We start from the raw sequence: 19617 nt of genomic DNA on the forward strand, positions 1-19617 counted from the left end.
GCCCGGAGCCGCCGACCTATCTCTGCCGGATGTTCCGGCCGGCATCGCCCCGGCCGGGGCTGAACCGGCGAGGACCGCATGACCGCGCACGGCGATTGGAAGATCCCGGCTTCCGCGCAGCCGCAGGCCGGGGATTACCGCTACGATCTCGACCGCGCGCTCTCTGCCGTGGTCACGCTCTCGGCACGCATCCCCGAATCCGCCTATACCGCCGAGGTGCTGGGCACCGAGCGGGCGGGCAACGGCGTCGTGATCGACGTGGACGGCCTCGTCCTCACCATCGGCTACCTGATCACCGAGGCGGACAGCGTGTGGCTCACCACGCGGGACGGGCGCTCGGTGCAGGGCCATGTCCTCGGCTTCGATGCCGCGACCGGGTTCGGCCTCGTCCAGGCACTGTGGCCGCTCGGCCTGCCTGCCCTGCCGCTCGGCGATTCGCGGAGCCTGCATATCGGCGACCGCGCCGTCCTCGCGGGGGCGGGTGGCCCGACGCACAGCGTCGCCGTGGAGCTGATCGCCCGCCAGGAATTCGCGGGCTACTGGGAATACGTCCTCGACGAGGCCCTCTTCACCGCCCCCGCCCATCCCCATTGGGGCGGCACCGCCCTGATCGGGGCCGAGGGCGAGCTTCTCGGCATCGGCTCGCTGCAACTCCAGCAGGGCGGCGGCAGCGCCCGGGCGATCAACATGGTGGTGCCCATCGAGCTGCTGCTGCCAATCCTCGACGACCTCGCCCGGCGCGGCCGGCCCGACCGGCCGCCGCGACCCTGGCTCGGCCTCTACGCCACCGAGAGCGAGGTGGGCGTCGTGGTGATGGGCCTCGCCGATAACGGCCCGGCCGAGGTCGCGGACGTGCAGGTCGGCGACCTGATCGAGACGGTGGCAGGGGAACCGGTGGCCGACCTCGCCACGTTCTTCCGGCGGGTCTGGGCGCTCGGCTCGGCCGGCGTCGCGGTGCCGCTGACCCTGCGCCGGGATGGCCGGATCCTGAGCCCGACTCTGGCCTCGGCTGACCGCGACAGCTTCCTGATGTCGCCGCCTCTTCACTGATCCGCGAGCACTCCTGGCGGCCTCGCGCCCATCAGCCAACGTTCATCTGGCGGGTCTCAGGATCACGACACCCGGATGGCCTTCGGCCGGCCGGACAGCGAAGGAGATCCCGTCATGACGCATGTGACCGCGTTGCCCGCGCGCGCATTCGGTCTGGCCGCCCTCGTCGCAGGCGGTCTCGGTTTGGCCGGCCCGGCCGGCGCGGCACCTCTCGCCGTGGCCCCGCTCGCAGGGGACGCCATGGTGCAGACCGTGGCCGGCGGCTGCGGCCCCGGCTTCCACCCCAACCCCTGGGGCGTCTGCCGCCCGAACTATGGGCCGCGCCCCTATTGGGGCGGGCCGCGGCCCTATTGGCGCCGCCCGGTCGTCTACGGCCCGCGCCCGTATTACCGGCCCTACGGCTTCTACGGACCGCGCTGGTAGCGATCCGAAACGGACCGGCGCCCGAGGCGCCTCGCTGCGGCGGGGCGCCTCTTTTTTTTGCACGTACAAATCCCGGGCAGCAGGCGACGCCGTGCCCCCGCCGCACCGCGATGAAGACGAGGGCATCCCGGCGGCTTGCCGAAAGCTTAAGCCGAACATGCGTTTAAGACATGTCTGCCGTTCCGCTTCGGCGCTCCTGCTGCGCTGCGGCACGATTATATATGCATTGCATCAACAAGAGGCAGCGCTGCCCAAGCGGTGGTCGGCGCTGCTGCAAGAGAGGTCCATTTCCATGTCTGCCGCCCGCAGCGTCCTGAGCCGTTTCCGCGCCTATCTCCGCTACCGCGACACGGTCCAGCAGCTCTCCCGCCTGTCCGACCGCGAGCTCGCCGATCTCGGCATCAGCCGCTACGAGATCAACGGCATCGCCCGCGTCTGATCCCGGACACGCCGGCGCGATCCCGGCACGCGGCTCCGGATCTCATTGATCCGGGCCGCCTCCCTCCGGTATGCCGGCGCATGACCGAGGTTCACACCATCCATGTCGTCGGCGGCGGGCTCGCGGGCTCTGAAGCCGCCTGGCAGATCGCCGAGAGCGGCCACCGCGCGGTGATCCACGAGATGCGGCCCCTGCGCCCGACCGAGGCGCACCGGACCGAGGGTCTCGCCGAGCTCGTCTGCTCCAATTCCTTCCGTTCCGACGACCCGAACGGCAACGCCGTCGGCCTGCTGCATCAGGAGATGCGCTCCTTGAGCTCGCTGATCATGCGGGCGGGCGACGCGCATCAGGTGCCGGCCGGCGGCGCGCTCGCCGTCGACCGCGACGGCTTCTCCGCGGCGGTGACGGCCGCCCTCGAAGCCCACCCCAATGTCGAGATCCGGCGCGAGGCGGTCGACGATCTGCCGCCGGAGAGCTGGGGCTCGACCATCGTCGCCACCGGCCCGCTCACCGATCCCGGCCTCGCCGAGGCGATCCGCGCGCTCACGGGGGCCGAGTCGCTCGCCTTCTTCGACGCGATCGCGCCCATCGTCCACCGCGACTCGATCGACATGGGCAAGGCCTGGTTCCAGTCGCGCTACGACAAGGCCGGCCCCGGCGGCACGGGGGCGGACTACATCAACTGCCCCCTCGACCGGGAGCAGTACGACGCCTTCATCGCCGCGCTGATCGCGGGCGAGAAGACGAGCTTCAAGGAGTGGGAGGCCTCGACCCCCTATTTCGACGGCTGCCTGCCGATCGAGGTCATGGCCGAGCGCGGCCCCGAGACCCTGCGCCACGGCCCGATGAAGCCGGTCGGCCTCACCAACCCGCACAACCCGACCGTGAAGGCCTGCGCCATCGTGCAGCTGCGCCAGGACAACGCGCTCGGCACCCTCTACAACATGGTCGGCTTCCAGACGAAGCTGCGCCATGCCGAGCAGGTGCGGATCTTCCGCACCATTCCGGGCCTCGAGAACGCGGACTTCGCCCGGCTCGGGGGGCTGCACCGCAACACCTATCTCGACAGCCCGCGCCTCCTCGACGCGACCCTGCGCCTGAAGGCGCGGCCGTCCTTGCGCTTCGCCGGGCAGATCACCGGCTGCGAGGGCTATGTGGAGAGCGCCGCGATCGGCCTGATGGCCGGACGTTTCGCGGTGGCCGAGGCCGAGGGGCGCGCCCTGGCGCCGCTCCCGCAGACCACGGCGCTGGGCGCCCTGATCGCCCACATCACCGGCGGCCACGTGGCGGCGGAGGATGCGGGCGCGCCGCGCTCCTTCCAGCCGATGAACGTGAATTTCGGCCTGTTCCCGCCCCTGGAGCGCATGCCGCGCAACGAGACTGGCCGCCGCCTGCGCGGCCCAGAGAAGGCGGCCCTGAAGAAGCGCGCCCTGACCGACCGCGCCCGCGCCGACCTCGCTGCCTGGATCGCCGGCGACGCGCCGCGGGCGGCGGCGGAGTAGTCTTACGGGTTCAATGTGACGGTGCGCGGCGCACCCTCCTTCGGCCCGTCGAAGAGCAGGAGGACCCGCAGGCGGCCATCCTTCTGGTCGAGGGGGAGCAACGCCTCCGGCTTGACCGCGTCGCAGCCCGCATCGAGATCGCGCCGCTTGTGGAGGCCGTCCCGGCCGTTCCAAGAGAAGATCGTGTAGTCGGCCGTGGCCACTTCGTCGTTGTCCGGGTCGAGCATCGGCCCGGCGAGGACCAGGAAGCCATCGGGCACGGCAACAAGGTCGCGCACGCCGCGGGGTTGGCCGCGGCTGTCGGCGCCGAGTGGCACCTTGGCGAGCGTGCCCGAGCTCGGCTTGCCCTCGAACAGGCCGGCCAGTGGAACCGACACGATTGATGCATTGCCGTCATTCAGGACGGGCCCGCGCAGTCCGGCATACAGGCGGCCGTCCCGCACAGCGACGCCTTCGATGGTGAGGCCTCCGTCTTCCAGGGGCTTATCGTAAAAGGCTTTCAGTGCTGGAATGTCCGCAATGATCGGAAATAGCGCAGACGTGCCTTCGATCTCAGGCTTGCCCTCGAATTTGCCTGTTTCCAGATTGACTGAATTCACATCAAGGCGGATCCGGAACAGGTGCCGCGTCGCCTTCGTACTGGCCTCGTTCTTCGCTTCCTTATGGCCTTTCTCGTGCCGCGGGCGCCCGTGCGAGCCGATCACGTAGAATGCGCCGTCGGCGTAGGCGACACCCTCCGCGTCCAGTTCCAGCGGCTTGTCCTTATGGGATGCGTCGATCAGCCGGATGAAGCGCCCGGCGATAAGCTCGCCCTCACGCAGGATCACCACCTGCGCGCCCTGCGATTCGTCGTCCGCTACGAGGCAGACGCGTGGGAAGCCCGTATCGGTCGCACAGGCGATACCGCTGACGTCCCTGGCCTTCTTGCTCTCCTTAGGCTTCTCTGGCTCGTCCTCGTCGGGCTCGCCGTACAGCTTACCTGAGACCTTCCACGTCGCCTCGCGCTCCGCCGCAAGGGATCCCGATGCTGGCGCGGCAAGCGCCACAAGGCATGCCAGTGCAAGTTGGGCGAAGCTTCGCGCAGGAGAACGTGCTTGAGCGGAACGACGGTCGGTCATCGGGCGGCTCGCTTCCGGAGGACCTGTAACGCCAGCCAAGCCAGCTTTGGATTGCCGGCAGGAGCGAATCTCAGATATTGATTTGGATACGACCTTTAACTTGAAATCGCAATATGTCGACTTGGACGGCAAGTTTGATGTTGAATTCAGTCCTGAGGTATCTCGTGGCAGATGTCGAATCATGCCCGGTCCGAGGCCTGGGCCTTGCTGTCACGCCCCGGCGCCTCGAACGCTCCACACCATCACCCTCCGCCCCGGCCGGTGGCCATCGTCGCCGGTATCGCGGAAGCCGAGCTTGGTCAGCAGGCCCCAGGAGGCGATGTTGGCGGGGCGGCACTCCGCCACGACGGTGCGGTGGGGGAAGCGCCGGGCAAGCAGCCCGAGAACGCCCCTGACCGCCTCGGTGGCGTAGCCGCGGCCGCGGGCGGCGCCGCCGATCCAGTAGCCGATCTCCACCGCCCCCTCCCCGCGCAGATGCGTGCCGACCACGCCGACGAGGGTCTGGTCGTCCTGCGTCCAGGCGCCGAGGAAGCGGTCGCGCCCGCGCCGGGCGCAGCCGATCAGGTCGTGCGCGTCCTGGAGGGTGAAGGGGTTGGAGAGGAAATCGACGGCGCCGGTGATGGCCGGGTCGTCGGTGAGGCGGCGCAGGGCTTCCGCGTCGTCGGGCAGGAGCGCGCCGATCGAGAGCCGCTCGGTTCTCAGGCCGGGCAGGTCGGCGAGGCTGTCCCGGGAGGCGAGGGTGAACATGCAACTGGATGTGGGGCTGTGCGACCTCCGGGAAAGGCACGGCTCGCGAGGCCGGCTTAATCCCGGGGACGCCATGAAAAAGCCCGCCCCGGTATCCGGGGCGGGCTCGCAGAGCCGGCGCTGCGGCGCGGGTTACGGGTGGATCACCATCGCGCTGAACGGGTGCACGTAGGCCTGGAGCATCACCAGCAGGCCGACGAGGCTCGCCAGCACGATCGAGTGCCAGAACACGAAGCGCAGGATCTTGCCCTCCTGGCCGAAATAGCCCGTCGCCGTCGAGGCCACGACGATCGACTGCGCGTCGATCATCTTGCCCATGACGCCGCCCGAGGAATTGGCCGAGGCCATCAGGATGCCCGACAGGCCGAGCTGCTCCGAGGTGATCTTCTGGAGGCCGCCGAAGAGCACGTTCGAGGCGGTGTCGGAGCCGGTCAGCGCCACGCCGAGCCAGCCGAGCAGCGTGCCGAAGAACGGGTAGAGGATGCCCGTCCCGGCGAAGGCGAGGCCCAGCGTCGCGTCGACGCCGGCGTAGCGGGTGAGCACGCCGAGCGCGAGCATCGCCGCGATGGTGATGAGCGAGTAGCGCAGCACCCAGATCGTCTCGATATAGGCGGTGACCAGGCGCACCGGCGAGAAGCGCATGATCAGACCCGAGATGATCGCGGCGATGAGCACGCCCGTGCCGGTATAGGACATGTAGGTGAACAGGAAGATCGCGGCTTCCGGCTTCGGATGCGCCTCGACCGGCGGCACCTTCATGATCACGTTGTGCAGGCCCGGCACCTCGTATTTCCAGGTGAAGATCGGGTTGACCAAGCCCTTGAACCAGCCGGTGCCCCAGATCGCGACCACCACCGAGAGGATGATCCACGGGACCCAGGCCATCATGATCTCGCGGGAGGTGGCGGTGCGCCCGCCGACATGCACCTTCGGCAGGTCGCCGGGCACCGCGGCGCCGACCGAGACCGGGCGCGGCTGGCCGTAGCCGACCGAGGGATCGTGGCCGCGCAGGGCCGGCGATGTCCAGATCTGGGCGGGCTGCCAGAACTTCAGGAACAGGACGAGCGCGCCCATCGAGACCAGCGAGGCGCCGATATCGACGATCCAGGGATTCACGTAGTTCGAGATCAGGAACTGCGCCGCCGCGAAGGACGCGCCGCAGACCAGGATCGGCGGCCAGATCTTGATCATGCCGCGGAAGCCCGCGAACACCCAGATCAGCCAGAACGGCACCAGGATGGAGAAGAACGGCAGCTGCCGCCCGATCATCGCGCCGAGGATGTAGGGGTCGTAGCCCGTCACCGAGGCGAGGCCCTGGATCGGGGCGCCGAGCGCGCCGTAGGCCACCGGCGCGGTGTTGGCGATGAGCGAGAGGCCCGAGGCGGCGAGCGGCGAGAAGCCGAGCCCGATCAGGATCGCGCCGGTCACCGCCACCGGGGTGCCGAACCCGCCCGCGCCCTCGAAGAAGGCGCCGAAGGCGAAGGCCACCAGCAGGAGCTGGATGCGGCGGTCCTGCGTGATGCCGGCCACCGATTGCTGGAGCGTGGCGAACCAGCCCTTCTCCACCGTCAGGCGGTAGAGGAAGATCACGTTGAGGATGATCCAGCCGATCGGGAAGAAGCCCGTGACCATGCCGAGCAGAGCGGCGCGGCCGGCAAGACCGGAGGGCATGCCGAAGATGAAGATCGCCACGCAGAGCGCGATGACCAGGGACAGGACGGCGGCGATATGCGCCTGTACCTTGCCGCTCGCGATCATGCCGAGCAGCGCGATGACCGGGATCGACGCGGCCAATGTCGAGAGCCACGGATTCCCGAATGGATCGTAGACTTGGTTCCAGGTCTGCACGGGCGCACTCCTCGGGTCGGGCCGCCTTTCTTTGAGGGCCCGTTGAGTCGCCTCTAACAGAGCCGGGAATTCCGCTCAACGCATTGGAATAACGGATTCAACAACCTTGCATGCAGGGACCCGGGATGCGTGGCGTCCCGGCCCGGTTAAGTCCGGGTTCACCCTGTGCGCCTGTCCGAGTCCGCGCGGCATTGCCTCTTACCCGCGTTTAAGGCCGAGCATGGCTCAGTGCGCGCGAGCGGTTGGGAGCGGCTTGATGGCGAAGCGGGGCAGTTGGGGCGAGGGCGAGTTCTACGAGGCGCTCTGCCTGCTGATGACGGGGGCCTGCCTCTGGATCATCGGCGCGCAGTTCCACGTCTTCGAGGAGCTCAACGCCTTCGTGACGCGCTACGGCCTGTCCGACCAGTTCATGCTGCTCGCCCTCATGGGCTTCGCGATGTTCGTGGCGAGCCTGCGCAAGTCGCTGCTGCTGCGCTCGGCCCTGCGCGAGCGGGACGCAGCGGCCCGCCATGCCGAGTCGATTGCCCGCCACGACGTGCTCACGGGGCTCGCCAACCGGCGCCTGTTCCTCGAATCCGTCGAGCGCCGCCGCGCCGAGGCCGGGCAGACTCCGGCCCATGCGGTGCTGCTGGTCGATCTCGACCGGTTCAAGCCGGTCAACGACATCTATGGCCATGCTGCCGGCAACGCGGTGCTCTGCGCGGTCGCCGAGCGCCTGCGCGGCCTGACGCCCTCCACGGGCCTCGCCGCCCGCCTCGGCGGCGACGAGTTCTCGGTGCTGGTGCCGCTCGAAGGCGGCAGCGAGGGGCTGGTGCGCCTCGCCCAATCCGCCATCGCGGCGATCAGCGCGCCGGTCCTGTGGAACGGCAACGAGCTGAAGGTCGGCGCGACCATCGGCATCGCGCTGATCTCCGCGGAGACGGTGGATGCCGACGCGGTGCTCCACGCCGCCGACCTCGCTATGTACCAGGGCAAGAAGGACGGCCGCGGCACCTACCGCGTCTTCAAGAGCGCGATGGATCTGGAACTGAAGGCCCGGGCGCAGCTCGAGATCGAGCTGCGCGAGGCGATCCAGCGCGGCGAGATCGAGCCCTTCTACCAACCCGTCGTGTCGCTACCGGAGAAGACCCTGATCGGCGTCGAGGTGCTGGCCCGCTGGCGCCACCCGACCCGCGGCCTGCTGGCGCCCGCAGCCTTCATCGGCATCGCCGAGGAGACCGGGATGATCTCGGACCTCAGCTACCGCCTGCTGCGCCAGGCCTGCCTCGATGCGCGCGAATGGCCGGGCGACCTCCAGATCGCGATCAACATCTCGCCCCAGCAGTTCCAGGACCGCTGGCTGTGCGAGCGCATCCTCGGCATCCTCACCGAGACCGGGCTCTCGCCCCGACGCCTGGAGGTCGAGATCACCGAGACCGCCCTGGTGCAGGATCTCGAGGCTGCCCGGACCACGCTCACCTCGCTGCAGAATCTCGGCGTGCGCATCGCCCTGGACGATTTCGGCACCGGCTATTCGAGCCTCTACCACCTGCGCGAGCTGAAGTTCGACAAGCTGAAGATCGACCGCTCCTACGTCGACACCATCACCATGAGCGAGGAGCGGGCGAAGCTCGTGGACGCGATCATCAAGCTCTCCGCCAGCCTCGGCCTCGTGACCACGGCGGAAGGCATCGAGACGGATGCCAGCGTCGACTGGCTCTCCGGCCAGGGCTGCGATTTCGGGCAGGGCTACCTGTTCGGCGCGCCGATGCCGAAGGAGGCGCTCACCGCCCTCCTCCAGGCGCCATCCGACCACGGGATGGAATCGGTCGCGCCGCGCAAGGTGGCGTGAGACGGGTCAGCTGATCGGATCCGCTACCTAACGACGCCGGCGCCGATCTCGTCGCTGGCGGCTGGTGCATCCAAAGCACCTGCCACTTCAGTGTAGAGATCCGGCAGGTGCTGCGCACCGTCCAGAAGCTCGGCAAGCGTATAGCGCCGCCTGGTCTCGGGAGGAGACTCATGTGCTGGTGTCGCAGTAATCCCGCCGCCGCGGACTTCCAGAGCCGGTGACGTCCTGACATCGGCGCCGACTCCGTCGAGCGACGCACTTCGCAGGTTGATGACGCGGGCGCCTTCCCGCATGCGCACCTTCACAATCCTCGGCATGGGCTATCGTTCGGGCTCCCCATCCCTGATCCCGCGCTCGAAGCGCTACGAAAGTAACGTTTGGACAGGACAGGGGCGAGGTTTCGGTCCGTGATGGTCGGGTCCGTGAAGTCTCAGGGCCTGCTCAATCAATATTTCAACAATCCGCCGGAACTCGACCGATCCCTTCCCGACCTCATCGTGAGGTGGCCGCGGCAGCGGCCCTCGAAGGAGGCCTCCAGGGATTGCCGTGCTATCTGGAGGGCTCCTTCGAGGCCGACACTTCGCTCCGGCGCCTGAGGATGAGATGGAGGATGGGAGAGGCCGGTGATGCCGACCAATCAGAAGCTCAGGCGGCCCGGGCCGCCCGCCACAGCCGCCACAGGCGGCGCCAGCGCGGGATCTCGACCGGGCTGTTGAGCGGGTCGTAGGAGGCCTGGTCCATCCGGGCGAGGTAGTCCGGCACCAGGGCGAGCGGCAGGAAGGCGGTGCGGGCGGCCGGCGCGATGGTGGGGCGCGCCGCCGTGCAGGCGTCGAGATGGCGCCGGGCGATGGCGCGCAGGTCCGCGCAGGCGCCGCGCAGGCCCGGTCCGCCGCGGCCCGTGACGATGTCCTCGCGGGTGACGCCGTGCGTGCGCAGGATGTCGCCCGGCAGGTAGACCTGGCCCGAGCGCGCGTGCCAGGGCAGCGCCCGCAGCAGGCCGGTGATCCCATAGGCGACGCCGGCATGGCCCGCCGCCGCCGCGCCGCCGGGCTCGGCCCCGTCGCCGAGGACGAGGCTCGCCAGACGGAACAGGCTGGAGGCGGTCTCGCCGCAATAGCCCTCCAGATCGTTCAGGCGCGGCATCGGGTCGTCGTAGAGGTCGAAGACCCGGGCGTCGATCAGGTCCACGAAGGGCTGGCGACCGAGGCGGCGCTTGACGATGGCGTCCTCCAGCGCTGCTGCGACGGGGTTCGCCTTCACGTCGCCGCGGGCCTCGCCCTGGAGCGCGTCGCGCCACCATTGCAGGCGGATCTCGCCGGCCATCGGGTTCGAGGCCGCCTCGCGCACCCGCGCCACGGTGAGGCTGAAGGCGTAGAGGGCGAAGAGGTGCGGCCGGTAGGCGGCCGGCGCGAACAGCGTCGCGAAATAGCGGTCCGGGTCGCCCTCGCGCACCAGCGCCTCGCAGTGCCGGAAGGCGAAGTCGAGACCGGCCGCCGCGGCCTCCTCGCTGATCCGGTCGGTCATGCCACCGCGACCAGGGCAGCGGCGACCTTGCGGTTCTCGGCCACCAGGATGTTGTAGGTGCGCGCTGCCGCCCCCGTCTGCATCACGTCGAGCCCGACGCCGAAGCCCTTGAGCCAGGCGCGCAGATCGAACGGCAGCGCGGCGATCTCGGCCCCGGTGCCGACGAGGAGCAGGTCGATCGTCTCGGCCTCGGCCTGGACCGGCCGCAGGGCGTTACGGTCGACGGCGCGCGGGTCGGCGACGTCCCAGGCGCGGATGCCGGAGGGCAGGACCAGGATCGAGCCGCGGTGCGACATGTCCGCGAAACGGAAGCCGCCATTGCCGTAGGCGTCGATCGGCCAGCGCCCCGGCAGGAAGCCGGCTTCGAACCCCGCCACGAAGCCCCCCCTACTCCGCGGCCTGGGGCAGCCCGCCGCGGCCCTCCTGGGCGCGCTTCACCCCGGACAGCATCAGGCCGAGATAGATCAGCACCGGGGTCGAGACAAAGATCGCCGAGTAGGTGCAGATGACGACGCCGCAGAGCATCACCACGGCGAAGCCCTTGATCGCCTCGCCGCCGAACAGCACCAGCGCCAGCAGCGACAGGGCGGTGGAGATCGAGGTCATCACCGTGCGCGACATGGTCGAGTTGATCGACAGGTTGAGCAGCTCCACGGTCGGGATGGTCTTGTAGCGGCGCATCAGCTCGCGGGTCCGGTCGAACACCACCACCGTCTCGTTGAGCGAGTAGCCGACGATGGTGAGGATCGCCGCGATCGAGGTCATGTTGAACTCGATCCGGCTGATGATGAAGATCCCCACCGTCAGCACGATGTCGTGCAGCGTGCCGACGATGGCGCCGAGCGCCAGCTCCCGCTCGAAGCGGAACCACAGGTAGAGCAGCACCGCCACCACCGAGAGCACGACGCCGAGCGTGCCGGACTGGACCAGCTCACCCGAGACGCGCGGGCCCACCGTCTCCGTGCGTCGGAAGTCGTAATCGGCGTCGAAGGCGGCATGCGCCTTGTTCATCACCGCCGTCTGGCCCTGCTCGCCGGGCTGGAGCGGGAAGCGCACGAGGATCTGGCCCTCGCCGCCGAGCTCCTGCACCTCAGACTCGCCGAAACCGAAGCCGTTGGCCGTGTGGCGCACCGCGGCGACATCCGCCTTGCCCGACTTCGCCTGCAACTCGACCAGGGTGCCGCCCTTGAAGTCGATGCCGAAGTTGAGCCCGATCGTGACGAACAGCACCACGGTCGCGACCGACAGGATCGCCGACAGCGGGAAGCTGAAGCGCCGGTAGCGCATGAAGTCGAAGTGCGACTCGTCGGGCCAGAGGCGGAGCAGGCGCATGGTCGGTCTCGTGCTCGGGAAGGTCGGGCTCCCCAGTTAAAGGGTCAGAACGGCAGGGCCTTGGGCCGGAAGGTATTGTACCAGACGGCGATCATCATCCGGGTCAGCGTCACGGCGGTGATGACGGTCGTCAGGATGCCGAGGATGAACACCACGGCGAAGCCCTTCACCGGGCCGGAGCCGAGGAAGAACAGGATCAGGGCGGCGATCGCCATGGTCGAGTTCGAGTCGATGATGGTGGCGAACGCCCGGTCGAAGCCGGCCTGGAGCGCCGAGATCAGCGAGCGTCCGGCGCGGGCTTCCTCGCGCATGCGCTCGTAGATCAGCACGTTCGAATCGACCGCGGTGCCGATGGTGAGCACGATGCCGGCGATGCCGGGCAAGGTCATCGTCGCCTCCAGCACCGACATCAGGCCGAGGATCAGGCCCACATGCACGATGAGGGCGATGTTCGCGATGAAGCCGAAGGTGCCGTAGGTCGCGAACATGAAGGCGATGACGAGGGCGGCGGCCACCAGGGTCGCCATCTTGCCCGCCTCGATGGAGTCGCGGCCGAGGCCGGGGCCGACGACGCGGCGCTCCACCACCGTGAACTTCGCGGGCAGCGCGCCGGCGCGCAGCAGCACCGAGAGGTCGTTGGCCTGCTGCACCGAGAAGTTGCCGGTGATCTGGCCGGAGCCGCCGGTGATCGCGGTGCGGATCACCGGGGCCGAGACCACCTCGTTGTCGAGCACGATCGCCATGCGGCGGCCGACGTTCTCGGCGGTGGCCTGCCCGAAGCGCTGCGCGCCCTTCAGGTTGAACTTGAAGCTCACCATCGGCTCGTGGGACTGCTGATCGAAGGCGGGCTGCGCGTCGGTGAGGTCGCCGCCATCGGCCATGATGCGGCGCTCGACGGGCACCTTGGCGCCCTTCTCGTCGCGGGAGGGCAGCAGGTCGACGTCGCCGGAGGCCGAATCCGACAGCATGCGGAATTCGAGCTTGGCGGTGGAGCCGAGCAGCTTCTCCAGCCGCTCCGGATTCTGCTCACCCGGCACCTGGACGAGGATGCGGTCGGAGCCCTGCTGCTGGATCGAGGGCTCGGTGGTGCCGGTGGAGTCGAGACGGCGGCGGATGACCTCGATGCCCTGGCTCACCGCGCGGCGGGTGCGGTCGGTGATGCCGGCATCGGTGAGCGTCAGGCGGATCAGCCCGTCCGGCTGCTCGGTGATGTCGAGGGTGCGGGCGCCGGTCTGGCCGACCAGCGCGTTGGAGATCGGCTGCGCAAGCTCCCGCAGCTTCGGCATCACCTTGGCGCGGGCGCTCGCATCGGCGATGCGGACCTGCACGCCGCGGGGCTGGAGGGCGATGCCGCCGTCGGCGCGGACGCTCTCCTGCTGCAGGATGCGGCGCACATCGTCGCGCAGGCCCTTCGCCTGCGAGGCGACGAGCTCGTTCTGGTCGACTTCGAGCAGGAGCTGCGAGCCGCCCTGGAGGTCGAGGCCGAGCACGATGGCGCGCGTCGGCACGATCCAGCTCGGGAACCACGAGGGCAGCGAGGCCATGAACGACTTCCGGCTGTCGGCCGGGAAGAAGCTCGGCACGGCCAGGCTGAGGCCGATCAGGATGACGGCGAGCGTCGCGATGATCTTCGAACGGGAAAAGCGCAACATCCGCCGTCGTCTCTTGTTGTCTCAAGGCCCGCCGCGAGGGGCGGGCGTCGCGCGGGACTATCGCGTCAGGCGGCCTTGACCGGGCCGCCCTTGACGCGGACCTCGGAGATCATGGCGCGGACGACGCGCACCCGCACGTTCGGCGCGATCTCCACCTCGATCTCGGAGGCGTCGTCCTGCACCTTCGTCACGCGACCGATCAGCCCGCCGGTGGTGACGATGGTGTCGTCGCGGCGCACGTTCTTGATCAGGGCCTGGTGATCCTTGACCCGCTTCTGCTGGGGTCGCAGGATCAGGAAATACATGATCACGAAGATGAGGACGAACGGAACCACCTGCAAGGCGATCTCCGCACCGCCTGCGGCGGCGGCCCCTTGCGCGAAGGCGGGGGTGATCAAGCGCATCTCCTCAAAAAGCGAAGGCCGGCGCGCTGGCTCGCGGCGCCGGTCCCCTCGAAAAGCGCGCGGACTATAGCCAGGGACGACCCGAAAGCAACGGCGGCCTGGGCTCCGCGACGCCGCGTCCACGCCCGCCCGCCCCGGCCGGTACGCCTTCGCCCTGGATCCCGGTGGCGCGCCGGGTGTAAGCGCCGGATCGTCCCCGATCCGCCACCCGGCTCAAGCGCGTCCCATGACCACAACCCTCGATACCCTCCTGCCGCTCCTGGAGCGCATCGCCACGGCGCTGGAGCGCGCGGCCCCGCGCGAGCGCACGCCCACCGACGTGACGCAGGCCGATGCCTTCGTGTGGGGGCCGGACAGACGGCTGCAGCCGGTGCCGCAGGTGAACCGCGTCGAGATGGGCCTGCTCACCGGGATCGACCGCAACCGCGACATCCTGAGCGAGAATACGGAGCGTTTCGCGAAGGGCCTGCCCGCCAACAACGCCCTGCTCTGGGGCGCGCGCGGCATGGGCAAGTCCTCCCTCGTCAAGGCGGTGCAGGCCGAGGTCAACGCGAAGCGGTCCGCGGGCGCGCTGCCGATGAAGCTCGTCGAGATCCACCGCGAGGACATCGAGGCCCTGCCCGACCTGATGGCCCTGCTCCGGCCCGACCCGCACCGCTGGATCGTGTTCTGCGACGACCTCTCCTTCGACGCGGACGACACCTCGTACAAGTCGCTGAAGACGGCGCTGGACGGCGGCATCGAGGGGCGCCCCGCCAACGTGCTGTTCTACGCGACCTCGAACCGGCGCCACCTGCTCGCCCGCGAGATGGTGGAGAACGAGCGCTCCACCGCGATCAATCCCGGCGAGGCGGTGGAGGAGAAGGTCTCCCTGTCCGACCGGTTCGGCCTCTGGCTCGGCTTCCACAAGTGCAGCCAGGACGAGTACCTCGCCATGATCCGCGCCTATGTGGACCACCACAAGCTCGCCGTGGAGCCGGAGCGCCTGCGCGCCGAGGCGCTGGAATGGGCGACCACGCGCGGCTCGCGCTCGGGCCGCACCGCCTTCCAGTTCATCCAGGACCTCGCCGGACGGCTCGGGCAGACGCTCGGCTGAGGCCGCAAACGCGAACGGCGGCCCTCGCGGGCCGCCGTCCTCGATCACGTCCGCAATACTCAGTTGCTGGCGAGCTGGCTCATCGGGTCGACCGGCGCGCCGCCCTTGCGGATCTCGAAGTGGAGCTGCGGCGAGGTCACGTTGCCCGAGGCGCCGGACTTAGCGATCGTCTGGCCGCGCTTCACCTTCTCGCCGGGCTTCACGTCGATCTCGCCGTTATGGGCGTAGGCCGAGACGTAGCCGTTCGAGTGCCGCACCAGAACGAGCTTGCCGTAGCCCTTCACGTCGGAGCCGGCATAGGCGACCGTGCCGTCCTCGGCGGCCTTCACCGCCGTGCCTTCGGGCACCGCGATGTTGATGCCCTCGTTGCCCGAGGTGCCGTAGCCCGAGATCACGCGGCCCTTGGCCGGCCAGCGGAAGTTCTGGTCCGCGGCGGCGGGCGCTGCGGCCGCGACCGAGCCGGTGCTGGCGGGCTCGGGCTTCTCCGGAGCCTTGGCGGCGACCTTCTCGGGCTTGGCCTCGGCCTTCTTCTCCGCCGCGACCTTCTCGGCGGTCTTCTCGGCCGTGGTCTTGGCGGATTTCTCGGCGCTCGCGGCCTTCTCGGCATTGGCCTTGGCGGCCTTGGCCTCGGCGAGCTTCTTCGCGGCCTCCTTGGCGGCCTCGGCCTTGGCGAGCTTGGCCTCGGCCTCGGCCCGGGCCTTCGCCTCGGCCTTGGCATCCACCTTCGGATCGGGCTTAGCGTCGGCCTTGGCGGTCTGGCCTGGGCGGAGGTGCTTCTTCTTGTCGGCCTCCTTCAGGGCGGCCTCCTTGCGGGCCTTCTCCTCAGCCTGCTTTTCGGCCTGCTTCTCGGCGAGGCGGCGCGCCTCGGCCTCCTTCTCGCGCTTGGCCTCCGCCGCCTTCTTCGCGGAGTCCTTGGCGGCCTCCTCCTGGCGCCGGGCGTCGTCCTGGCGCTTGGCCTCGGCGGCCTTCACGCGCTCGGACGGGGCGGCCGGCACGGCGCGGGCGGACATCGGGGCGGGCGACGCGGACGGGTTCATGCCCGACGCGTTGTAGACGGGGATCACGAGCTGGCGGCCGGGGGTGACCTGGCTGGCGCTCGTCAGGCCGTTGGCCTGGAGGATCGCCGAGGCCGGCACGCCGAAGCGGGTCGACATCTGGTTCAGGCTGTCGTTCTGGGAGACGGTGATCGTGGTGCCGCCGTTGGTGCTCCAGCCGGCGGCGCCCGTCGAGGCGACGCGGGTGGGCGCCGGGGCGGCCGGCCCATGCGCGCTCGCCACCGGGGCGGCGCGCGGGGTGATCGGCGCGGACGGCGCGCCGAGCGCCTCGGACTGGATCCGGCCGGTGCGCAACGCGGGCGCGGGCGGCAGGTCGCCGTCCGGCAGGCTGCCGGTGGCCGCGGGCTCGCTCGCATGGTTCGAGGCGAACGGATTGCTGAAGGGCTCGCCGAACCGCATCGTGTCGGACGAGCAGGCGGCGGTGCCGCCGCCTATGATCCCGATGAGGGCGACGCGCGACAGCGCCCGAACCCCCAGTCCCGCACCGCGACCCCGCATCGACGCACCCGTTTGCCTGACGCAACTTGATGCGACCATTCAAACCGGATTCAGGTTAAACAAGTGTTCTCGTAAACCACGTTCGGCCGTCCCGCGGAACCTTTCGGGCGGCCCCGCCTGCCGCGCGCGCCTGTCCCCTCCTCCTTGCAGGGAGGAGAGACCCGCTCACGAGCGAAGCGATTCATCGGATCGGGTATCAGGTGGCGAGCGAGCGCCCCGGGACCAGGGCGGCGAGGCGCGCCGGGGGGCCGGCGTCGCAGCCATCGGTGTCGCGCAGATAGGCGGCGAGCCGGCAGCCGCCCTCGGCTTCCGCGAGCCCGGTGACGAGGCGCCCACCCGGCTTCAGCGCCGCGAGCCAGTGCGGCTTCAGCGCCGGCACGCTGCCGTGGACGAGGATGCGGTCGTAGCTGCCCTCCACCGGCGCGAGGCCGTCCGCATGCAGCACGCGCGGGCCGGCGCTCCCGAGCCGCGCGCGCGCATGGCCGACGAGCGCGGCGTAGCGCTCCAGGCTGGTCACCGCGGCGCCGAGATCGGCCATGAGGGCGGTGACGTAGCCGGAGCCGGTGCCGATCTCCAGCACGCTCTGGCCCGGCGCGAGGCGCAGCAGCGCCAGCATGGCCGCGACCGTGGCCGGCGCCGTCATCGCCGCGCCGCAGGGCAGCGGCAGGGCGATGTCCCGCCGGGCGAGATCCCGGTGCTCGGGCAGCGCGAAGCGGGCGCGCGGCACCCGCTCGAAGGCGCGCAGCAGGGCGGTGTCGCGCAGGCCCCGACCGCGCAGGGCCAGCACGAAGGCGGCGTTCTCCACCGCCTGCGCGTCGCCCTCCCCGGCTCCCGGCTCCGATGCCTCCACGCGCTCAGCCGGCGAAGGCCTGGGCGAAGCGGGTCAGCGTCGGCTCGTCGGTGAGGTCGAGGCGCAGGGGGGTCACCGAGATCCGCTTCTCGGCGATGGCCTTGAGGTCGGAGCCGTTGCCCGGCTCGAACCGCGCCTTGGCGAAGGCCAGCCAGAAATAGGGGTTGCCGCGCCCGTCCGTGCGCGCGTCGATGGCGAGCAGCGCCTGGTTGCGCTGCCCCTGGGCCGCCACTGCGATGCCGGCGACGTCCTCCGGCTCGCAATCGGGGAAGTTCACGTTGACGAGGATGCCGGGATCGAAGCCGACATCGAGGATCTTTCGCACCACCGTCGCCCCGTGCGTGCGGGCGCAGTGCCAGCGGACGTTGCCGCGCCCGCCCGGCCCGTAGGCCTGGCTCATGGCGATCGACTTCACCCCGAGGATGGTGCCCTCCATCGCCGCCGCGATGGTGCCGGAATAGGTCACGTCCTCCGCGACGTTCTGGCCGCGGTTGACCCCCGACAGGACGAGGTCCGGCGGATGGTCGCCGAGGATGTGGCGCACGCCCATGATCACGCAGTCCGAGGGCGTGCCCTTGATGGCGAAGCGCGTCTCGGAGGCCTGGCGCAGGCGAAGCGGATCGTTCAGCGAGAGCGAGTGCGACACGCCGGACTGGTCGCTCTCCGGCGCCACCACCCAGACGTCGTCCGAGATCTCGCGGGCGATCTCCTCCAGGATGGCGAGGCCCGGCGCGTGGATGCCGTCGTCGTTGGTGACGAGAATGCGCATCAGCTGGCAGGCCCCTCGATCCGGTTCAGGCCGCCCATATAGGGCTGGAGGACGGACGGGATCGTGACGCTGCCGTCCGGGTTCTGGTAGTTCTCCATCACGGCGATGAGCGCGCGGCCGACCGCGACGCCCGAGCCGTTGAGAGTGTGGACGTAATGCACGCCCTTGCCCTCCTTGGGGCGGTAGCGTGCGTTCATCCGCCGCGCCTGGAAATCGCCGCAGACCGAGCAGGACGAGATCTCGCGATAGGTCTCCTGGCCCGGCACCCAGACCTCGATGTCGTAGGTCTTGCGCGAGGCGAAGCCCATGTCGCCGGTGCAGAGGGTCATCACCCGATAGGTGAGGTCGAGCTTCTTCAGCACCGCCTCGGCGCAGGCGAGCATGCGCTCGTGCTCCTCCTCCGACTTCTCGGGCGCGGTGATCGAGACCAGCTCGACCTTGTTGAACTGGTGCTGGCGCAGCATGCCGCGGGTGTCGCGCCCCGCCGCGCCAGCCTCGGCGCGGAAGCAGGGGGTCAGCGCAGTGAAGCGGAGCGGCAGCTCGTCCTCGGTGAGGATCGACTCGCGCACGAGGTTGGTGAGCGGGACCTCGGCGGTGGGGATGAGCCAGAAGCCGTCGCCCGCCGCGAACTGGTCGTCGCGGAACTTTGGCAACTGGGCCGTGCCGAACATCGCGTCGTCGCGCACGAGGACCGGGGGCACCACTTCCATATAGCCGTGCTCCTGCGTGTGCAGATCGAGCATGAACTGGCCGAGTGCCCGTTCCAGCCGCGCGAGCTGACCTTTGAGCACCACGAAGCGCGAGCCGGAGAGCTTGGCCGCCGCCTCGAAATCCATCAGCCCAGTGGCCTCGCCGAGCTCGAAATGCTGGCGCCCGGCGGTCAGGCGCTCGCGGCTCGCGTCGAAGCGGCGGTACTCCACGTTGCCGTGCTCGTCGGCGCCTTCCGGCACATCGTCCTTCGGCCGGTTCGGGATCGCGGCGAGGCGCTCGTCGAGGACCTTGCCGGCCTCCCCCTGCGCCGCGTCGAGCCCCGGCGCCTCGTCCTTCAGGCGGGCGACTTCGGCCATGAGTTCGGTGGCGCGGGCCTCGTCCTTCGCCTTCTTGGCGCCGCCGATCTCCTTGGCGAGCGCGTTGCGCCGCTCCTGGTTCGCCTGCGCGGCCGAGATCGCGGCCTTGCGCGCGTCGTCCAGCGCGATCAGCTCGGCGGAGAGGGGCGCGAGACCGCGGCGTTCGAGGTCGCGGTCGAACGCGGCCGGGTTCTCGCGGATGGCGCGGATGTCGTGCATGGCTTCAGGCTCGGGACGTGTCCGCGCCCGCTTTGCAGCATGACGGCCGGGCCGACAAGGTTTGCGGGCGCGGCGCGCCCTCCCTCTCCCCTCTGCGGGAGAGGGTGACCCTCGCGTCAGCGAGGGTCGGGAATGGGGAGCTCGGCTTCCGGGCTTTCGCAGGAACCGCGACAGGCCCCCTCTCCCGAACGGG

Annotated in this window: 19 protein-coding genes; 6 read left to right on the forward strand and 13 right to left on the reverse strand. The window is 69.9% G+C overall.

Annotation, left to right across the window (positions count from 1 at the left end):
* Positions 1 to 78: 78 nt before the first annotated feature.
* The 4 genes from MTDSW087_RS02940 (at position 79) to trmFO (ending at position 3414) form a co-directional block, all read left to right on the forward strand.
* Positions 79 to 1050, forward strand: coding sequence for a S1C family serine protease (locus tag MTDSW087_RS02940; RefSeq protein WP_144759963.1), 972 nt, complete (start codon positions 79 to 81; stop codon positions 1048 to 1050).
* A 114-nt stretch (positions 1051 to 1164) separates the two neighbouring features.
* Positions 1165 to 1473 carry a GCG_CRPN prefix-to-repeats domain-containing protein gene (locus MTDSW087_RS02945; protein WP_144759966.1) on the forward strand — a complete coding sequence of 103 codons (309 nt, stop codon included), beginning with the start codon at positions 1165 to 1167 and terminating at the stop codon, positions 1471 to 1473.
* 292 nt (positions 1474 to 1765) lie between these two features.
* Complete coding sequence (locus MTDSW087_RS02950) at positions 1766 to 1912, forward strand: DUF1127 domain-containing protein (RefSeq protein WP_144759969.1); 147 nt, start codon at positions 1766 to 1768, stop codon at positions 1910 to 1912.
* A gap of 80 nt (positions 1913 to 1992) precedes the next feature.
* Entirely contained in the window at positions 1993 to 3414 is a 1422-nt protein-coding gene (trmFO, locus tag MTDSW087_RS02955; RefSeq protein ID WP_144759972.1) for a methylenetetrahydrofolate--tRNA-(uracil(54)-C(5))-methyltransferase (FADH(2)-oxidizing) TrmFO, read from the forward strand.
* Between the two features lie 2 nt (positions 3415 to 3416).
* Here the strand turns inward: trmFO and MTDSW087_RS02960 are convergent, their stop codons facing one another.
* The 3 genes from MTDSW087_RS02960 to MTDSW087_RS02970 all read right to left on the reverse strand — a co-directional run bounded on the left by MTDSW087_RS02960 (position 3417) and on the right by MTDSW087_RS02970 (position 7127).
* Positions 3417 to 4532 carry a DUF3616 domain-containing protein gene (locus tag MTDSW087_RS02960; RefSeq protein ID WP_186383715.1) on the reverse strand — a complete coding sequence of 372 codons (1116 nt, stop codon included), beginning with the start codon at positions 4530 to 4532 and terminating at the stop codon, positions 3417 to 3419.
* A gap of 210 nt (positions 4533 to 4742) precedes the next feature.
* Positions 4743 to 5279 carry a GNAT family N-acetyltransferase gene (locus MTDSW087_RS02965; RefSeq protein WP_144759978.1) on the reverse strand — a complete coding sequence of 179 codons (537 nt, stop codon included), beginning with the start codon at positions 5277 to 5279 and terminating at the stop codon, positions 4743 to 4745.
* A gap of 132 nt (positions 5280 to 5411) precedes the next feature.
* Positions 5412 to 7127, reverse strand: a complete 1716-nt coding sequence (locus MTDSW087_RS02970; protein ID WP_144759980.1) for an L-lactate permease — start codon at positions 7125 to 7127, stop codon at positions 5412 to 5414.
* Between the two features lie 256 nt (positions 7128 to 7383).
* Here MTDSW087_RS02970 and MTDSW087_RS02975 point away from each other — a divergent pair, with 256 nt between their 5' ends.
* The gene (locus MTDSW087_RS02975; RefSeq protein ID WP_144759983.1) at positions 7384 to 8958 is read left to right on the forward strand and encodes a putative bifunctional diguanylate cyclase/phosphodiesterase; all 1575 of its coding nucleotides are present in this window, start codon (positions 7384 to 7386) and stop codon (positions 8956 to 8958) included.
* Positions 8959 to 8981: 23 nt separating this feature from the next.
* Here MTDSW087_RS02975 and MTDSW087_RS02980 read toward each other — a convergent pair whose 3' ends face one another.
* From MTDSW087_RS02980 to yajC, 6 genes are all read right to left on the reverse strand, one after another.
* The gene (locus MTDSW087_RS02980) at positions 8982 to 9275 is read right to left on the reverse strand and encodes a PbsX family transcriptional regulator (RefSeq protein WP_144759986.1); all 294 of its coding nucleotides are present in this window, start codon (positions 9273 to 9275) and stop codon (positions 8982 to 8984) included.
* A gap of 328 nt (positions 9276 to 9603) precedes the next feature.
* Positions 9604 to 10482 (reverse strand): phytoene/squalene synthase family protein, encoded by an 879-nt coding sequence (locus MTDSW087_RS02985; protein ID WP_144759989.1) that lies wholly within the window; start codon positions 10480 to 10482, stop codon positions 9604 to 9606.
* Positions 10479 to 10859: an Mth938-like domain-containing protein gene (locus MTDSW087_RS02990; RefSeq protein ID WP_238178913.1), complete on the reverse strand. Its 381-nt coding sequence runs from the start codon at positions 10857 to 10859 to the stop codon at positions 10479 to 10481. The genes MTDSW087_RS02985 and MTDSW087_RS02990 overlap by 4 nt, the downstream gene beginning before the upstream one ends.
* Positions 10860 to 10869: 10 nt before the next feature.
* On the reverse strand, positions 10870 to 11814 hold the full coding sequence (secF, locus tag MTDSW087_RS02995; RefSeq protein ID WP_144759992.1) for a protein translocase subunit SecF: 945 nt from the start codon (positions 11812 to 11814) through the stop codon (positions 10870 to 10872).
* A gap of 44 nt (positions 11815 to 11858) precedes the next feature.
* Positions 11859 to 13466, reverse strand: a complete 1608-nt coding sequence (secD, locus tag MTDSW087_RS03000; RefSeq protein ID WP_144759995.1) for a protein translocase subunit SecD — start codon at positions 13464 to 13466, stop codon at positions 11859 to 11861.
* A gap of 65 nt (positions 13467 to 13531) precedes the next feature.
* Entirely contained in the window at positions 13532 to 13864 is a 333-nt protein-coding gene (yajC, locus tag MTDSW087_RS03005; protein ID WP_144759998.1) for a preprotein translocase subunit YajC, read from the reverse strand.
* Positions 13865 to 14096: 232 nt separating this feature from the next.
* Between yajC and MTDSW087_RS03010 the strand changes: the two genes are divergently transcribed.
* Entirely contained in the window at positions 14097 to 14966 is an 870-nt protein-coding gene (locus MTDSW087_RS03010; protein ID WP_144760001.1) for an ATP-binding protein, read from the forward strand.
* A 59-nt stretch (positions 14967 to 15025) separates the two neighbouring features.
* Here the strand turns inward: MTDSW087_RS03010 and MTDSW087_RS03015 are convergent, their stop codons facing one another.
* The 4 genes from MTDSW087_RS03015 to serS all read right to left on the reverse strand — a co-directional run bounded on the left by MTDSW087_RS03015 (position 15026) and on the right by serS (position 19424).
* Positions 15026 to 16519, reverse strand: a complete 1494-nt coding sequence (locus tag MTDSW087_RS03015) for a peptidoglycan DD-metalloendopeptidase family protein (protein ID WP_144760004.1) — start codon at positions 16517 to 16519, stop codon at positions 15026 to 15028.
* Positions 16520 to 16715: 196 nt separating this feature from the next.
* Complete coding sequence (locus MTDSW087_RS03020; protein WP_144760006.1) at positions 16716 to 17369, reverse strand: protein-L-isoaspartate O-methyltransferase family protein; 654 nt, start codon at positions 17367 to 17369, stop codon at positions 16716 to 16718.
* 4 nt (positions 17370 to 17373) lie between these two features.
* Positions 17374 to 18138, reverse strand: a complete 765-nt coding sequence (surE, locus tag MTDSW087_RS03025; protein WP_144760009.1) for a 5'/3'-nucleotidase SurE — start codon at positions 18136 to 18138, stop codon at positions 17374 to 17376.
* On the reverse strand, positions 18138 to 19424 hold the full coding sequence (gene serS, locus MTDSW087_RS03030) for a serine--tRNA ligase (RefSeq protein ID WP_144760012.1): 1287 nt from the start codon (positions 19422 to 19424) through the stop codon (positions 18138 to 18140). The genes surE and serS overlap by 1 nt, the downstream gene beginning before the upstream one ends.
* Positions 19425 to 19617 lie beyond the last annotated feature (193 nt).

It is taken from the genome of Methylobacterium dankookense, assembly GCF_902141855.1.
Classification (GTDB): Bacteria; Pseudomonadota; Alphaproteobacteria; order Rhizobiales; family Beijerinckiaceae; genus Methylobacterium; species Methylobacterium dankookense.

Coding starts and splice junctions, on each gene's coding strand:
- MTDSW087_RS02940 (WP_144759963.1), top strand. CDS start 79: ATGACCGCGCACGGCGATTGGAAGATCCCGGCTTCCGCGCAGCCGCAG.
- MTDSW087_RS02945 (WP_144759966.1), top strand. CDS start 1,165: ATGACGCATGTGACCGCGTTGCCCGCGCGCGCATTCGGTCTGGCCGCC.
- MTDSW087_RS02950 (WP_144759969.1), top strand. CDS start 1,766: ATGTCTGCCGCCCGCAGCGTCCTGAGCCGTTTCCGCGCCTATCTCCGC.
- trmFO (WP_144759972.1), top strand. CDS start 1,993: ATGACCGAGGTTCACACCATCCATGTCGTCGGCGGCGGGCTCGCGGGC.
- MTDSW087_RS02960 (WP_186383715.1), bottom strand. CDS start 4,532: ATGACCGACCGTCGTTCCGCTCAAGCACGTTCTCCTGCGCGAAGCTTC.
- MTDSW087_RS02965 (WP_144759978.1), bottom strand. CDS start 5,279: ATGTTCACCCTCGCCTCCCGGGACAGCCTCGCCGACCTGCCCGGCCTG.
- MTDSW087_RS02975 (WP_144759983.1), top strand. CDS start 7,384: ATGGCGAAGCGGGGCAGTTGGGGCGAGGGCGAGTTCTACGAGGCGCTC.
- MTDSW087_RS02980 (WP_144759986.1), bottom strand. CDS start 9,275: ATGCCGAGGATTGTGAAGGTGCGCATGCGGGAAGGCGCCCGCGTCATC.
- MTDSW087_RS02985 (WP_144759989.1), bottom strand. CDS start 10,482: ATGACCGACCGGATCAGCGAGGAGGCCGCGGCGGCCGGTCTCGACTTC.
- secF (WP_144759992.1), bottom strand. CDS start 11,814: ATGCGCCTGCTCCGCCTCTGGCCCGACGAGTCGCACTTCGACTTCATG.
- secD (WP_144759995.1), bottom strand. CDS start 13,466: ATGTTGCGCTTTTCCCGTTCGAAGATCATCGCGACGCTCGCCGTCATC.
- MTDSW087_RS03010 (WP_144760001.1), top strand. CDS start 14,097: ATGACCACAACCCTCGATACCCTCCTGCCGCTCCTGGAGCGCATCGCC.
- MTDSW087_RS03015 (WP_144760004.1), bottom strand. CDS start 16,519: ATGCGGGGTCGCGGTGCGGGACTGGGGGTTCGGGCGCTGTCGCGCGTC.
- surE (WP_144760009.1), bottom strand. CDS start 18,138: ATGCGCATTCTCGTCACCAACGACGACGGCATCCACGCGCCGGGCCTC.
- serS (WP_144760012.1), bottom strand. CDS start 19,424: ATGCACGACATCCGCGCCATCCGCGAGAACCCGGCCGCGTTCGACCGC.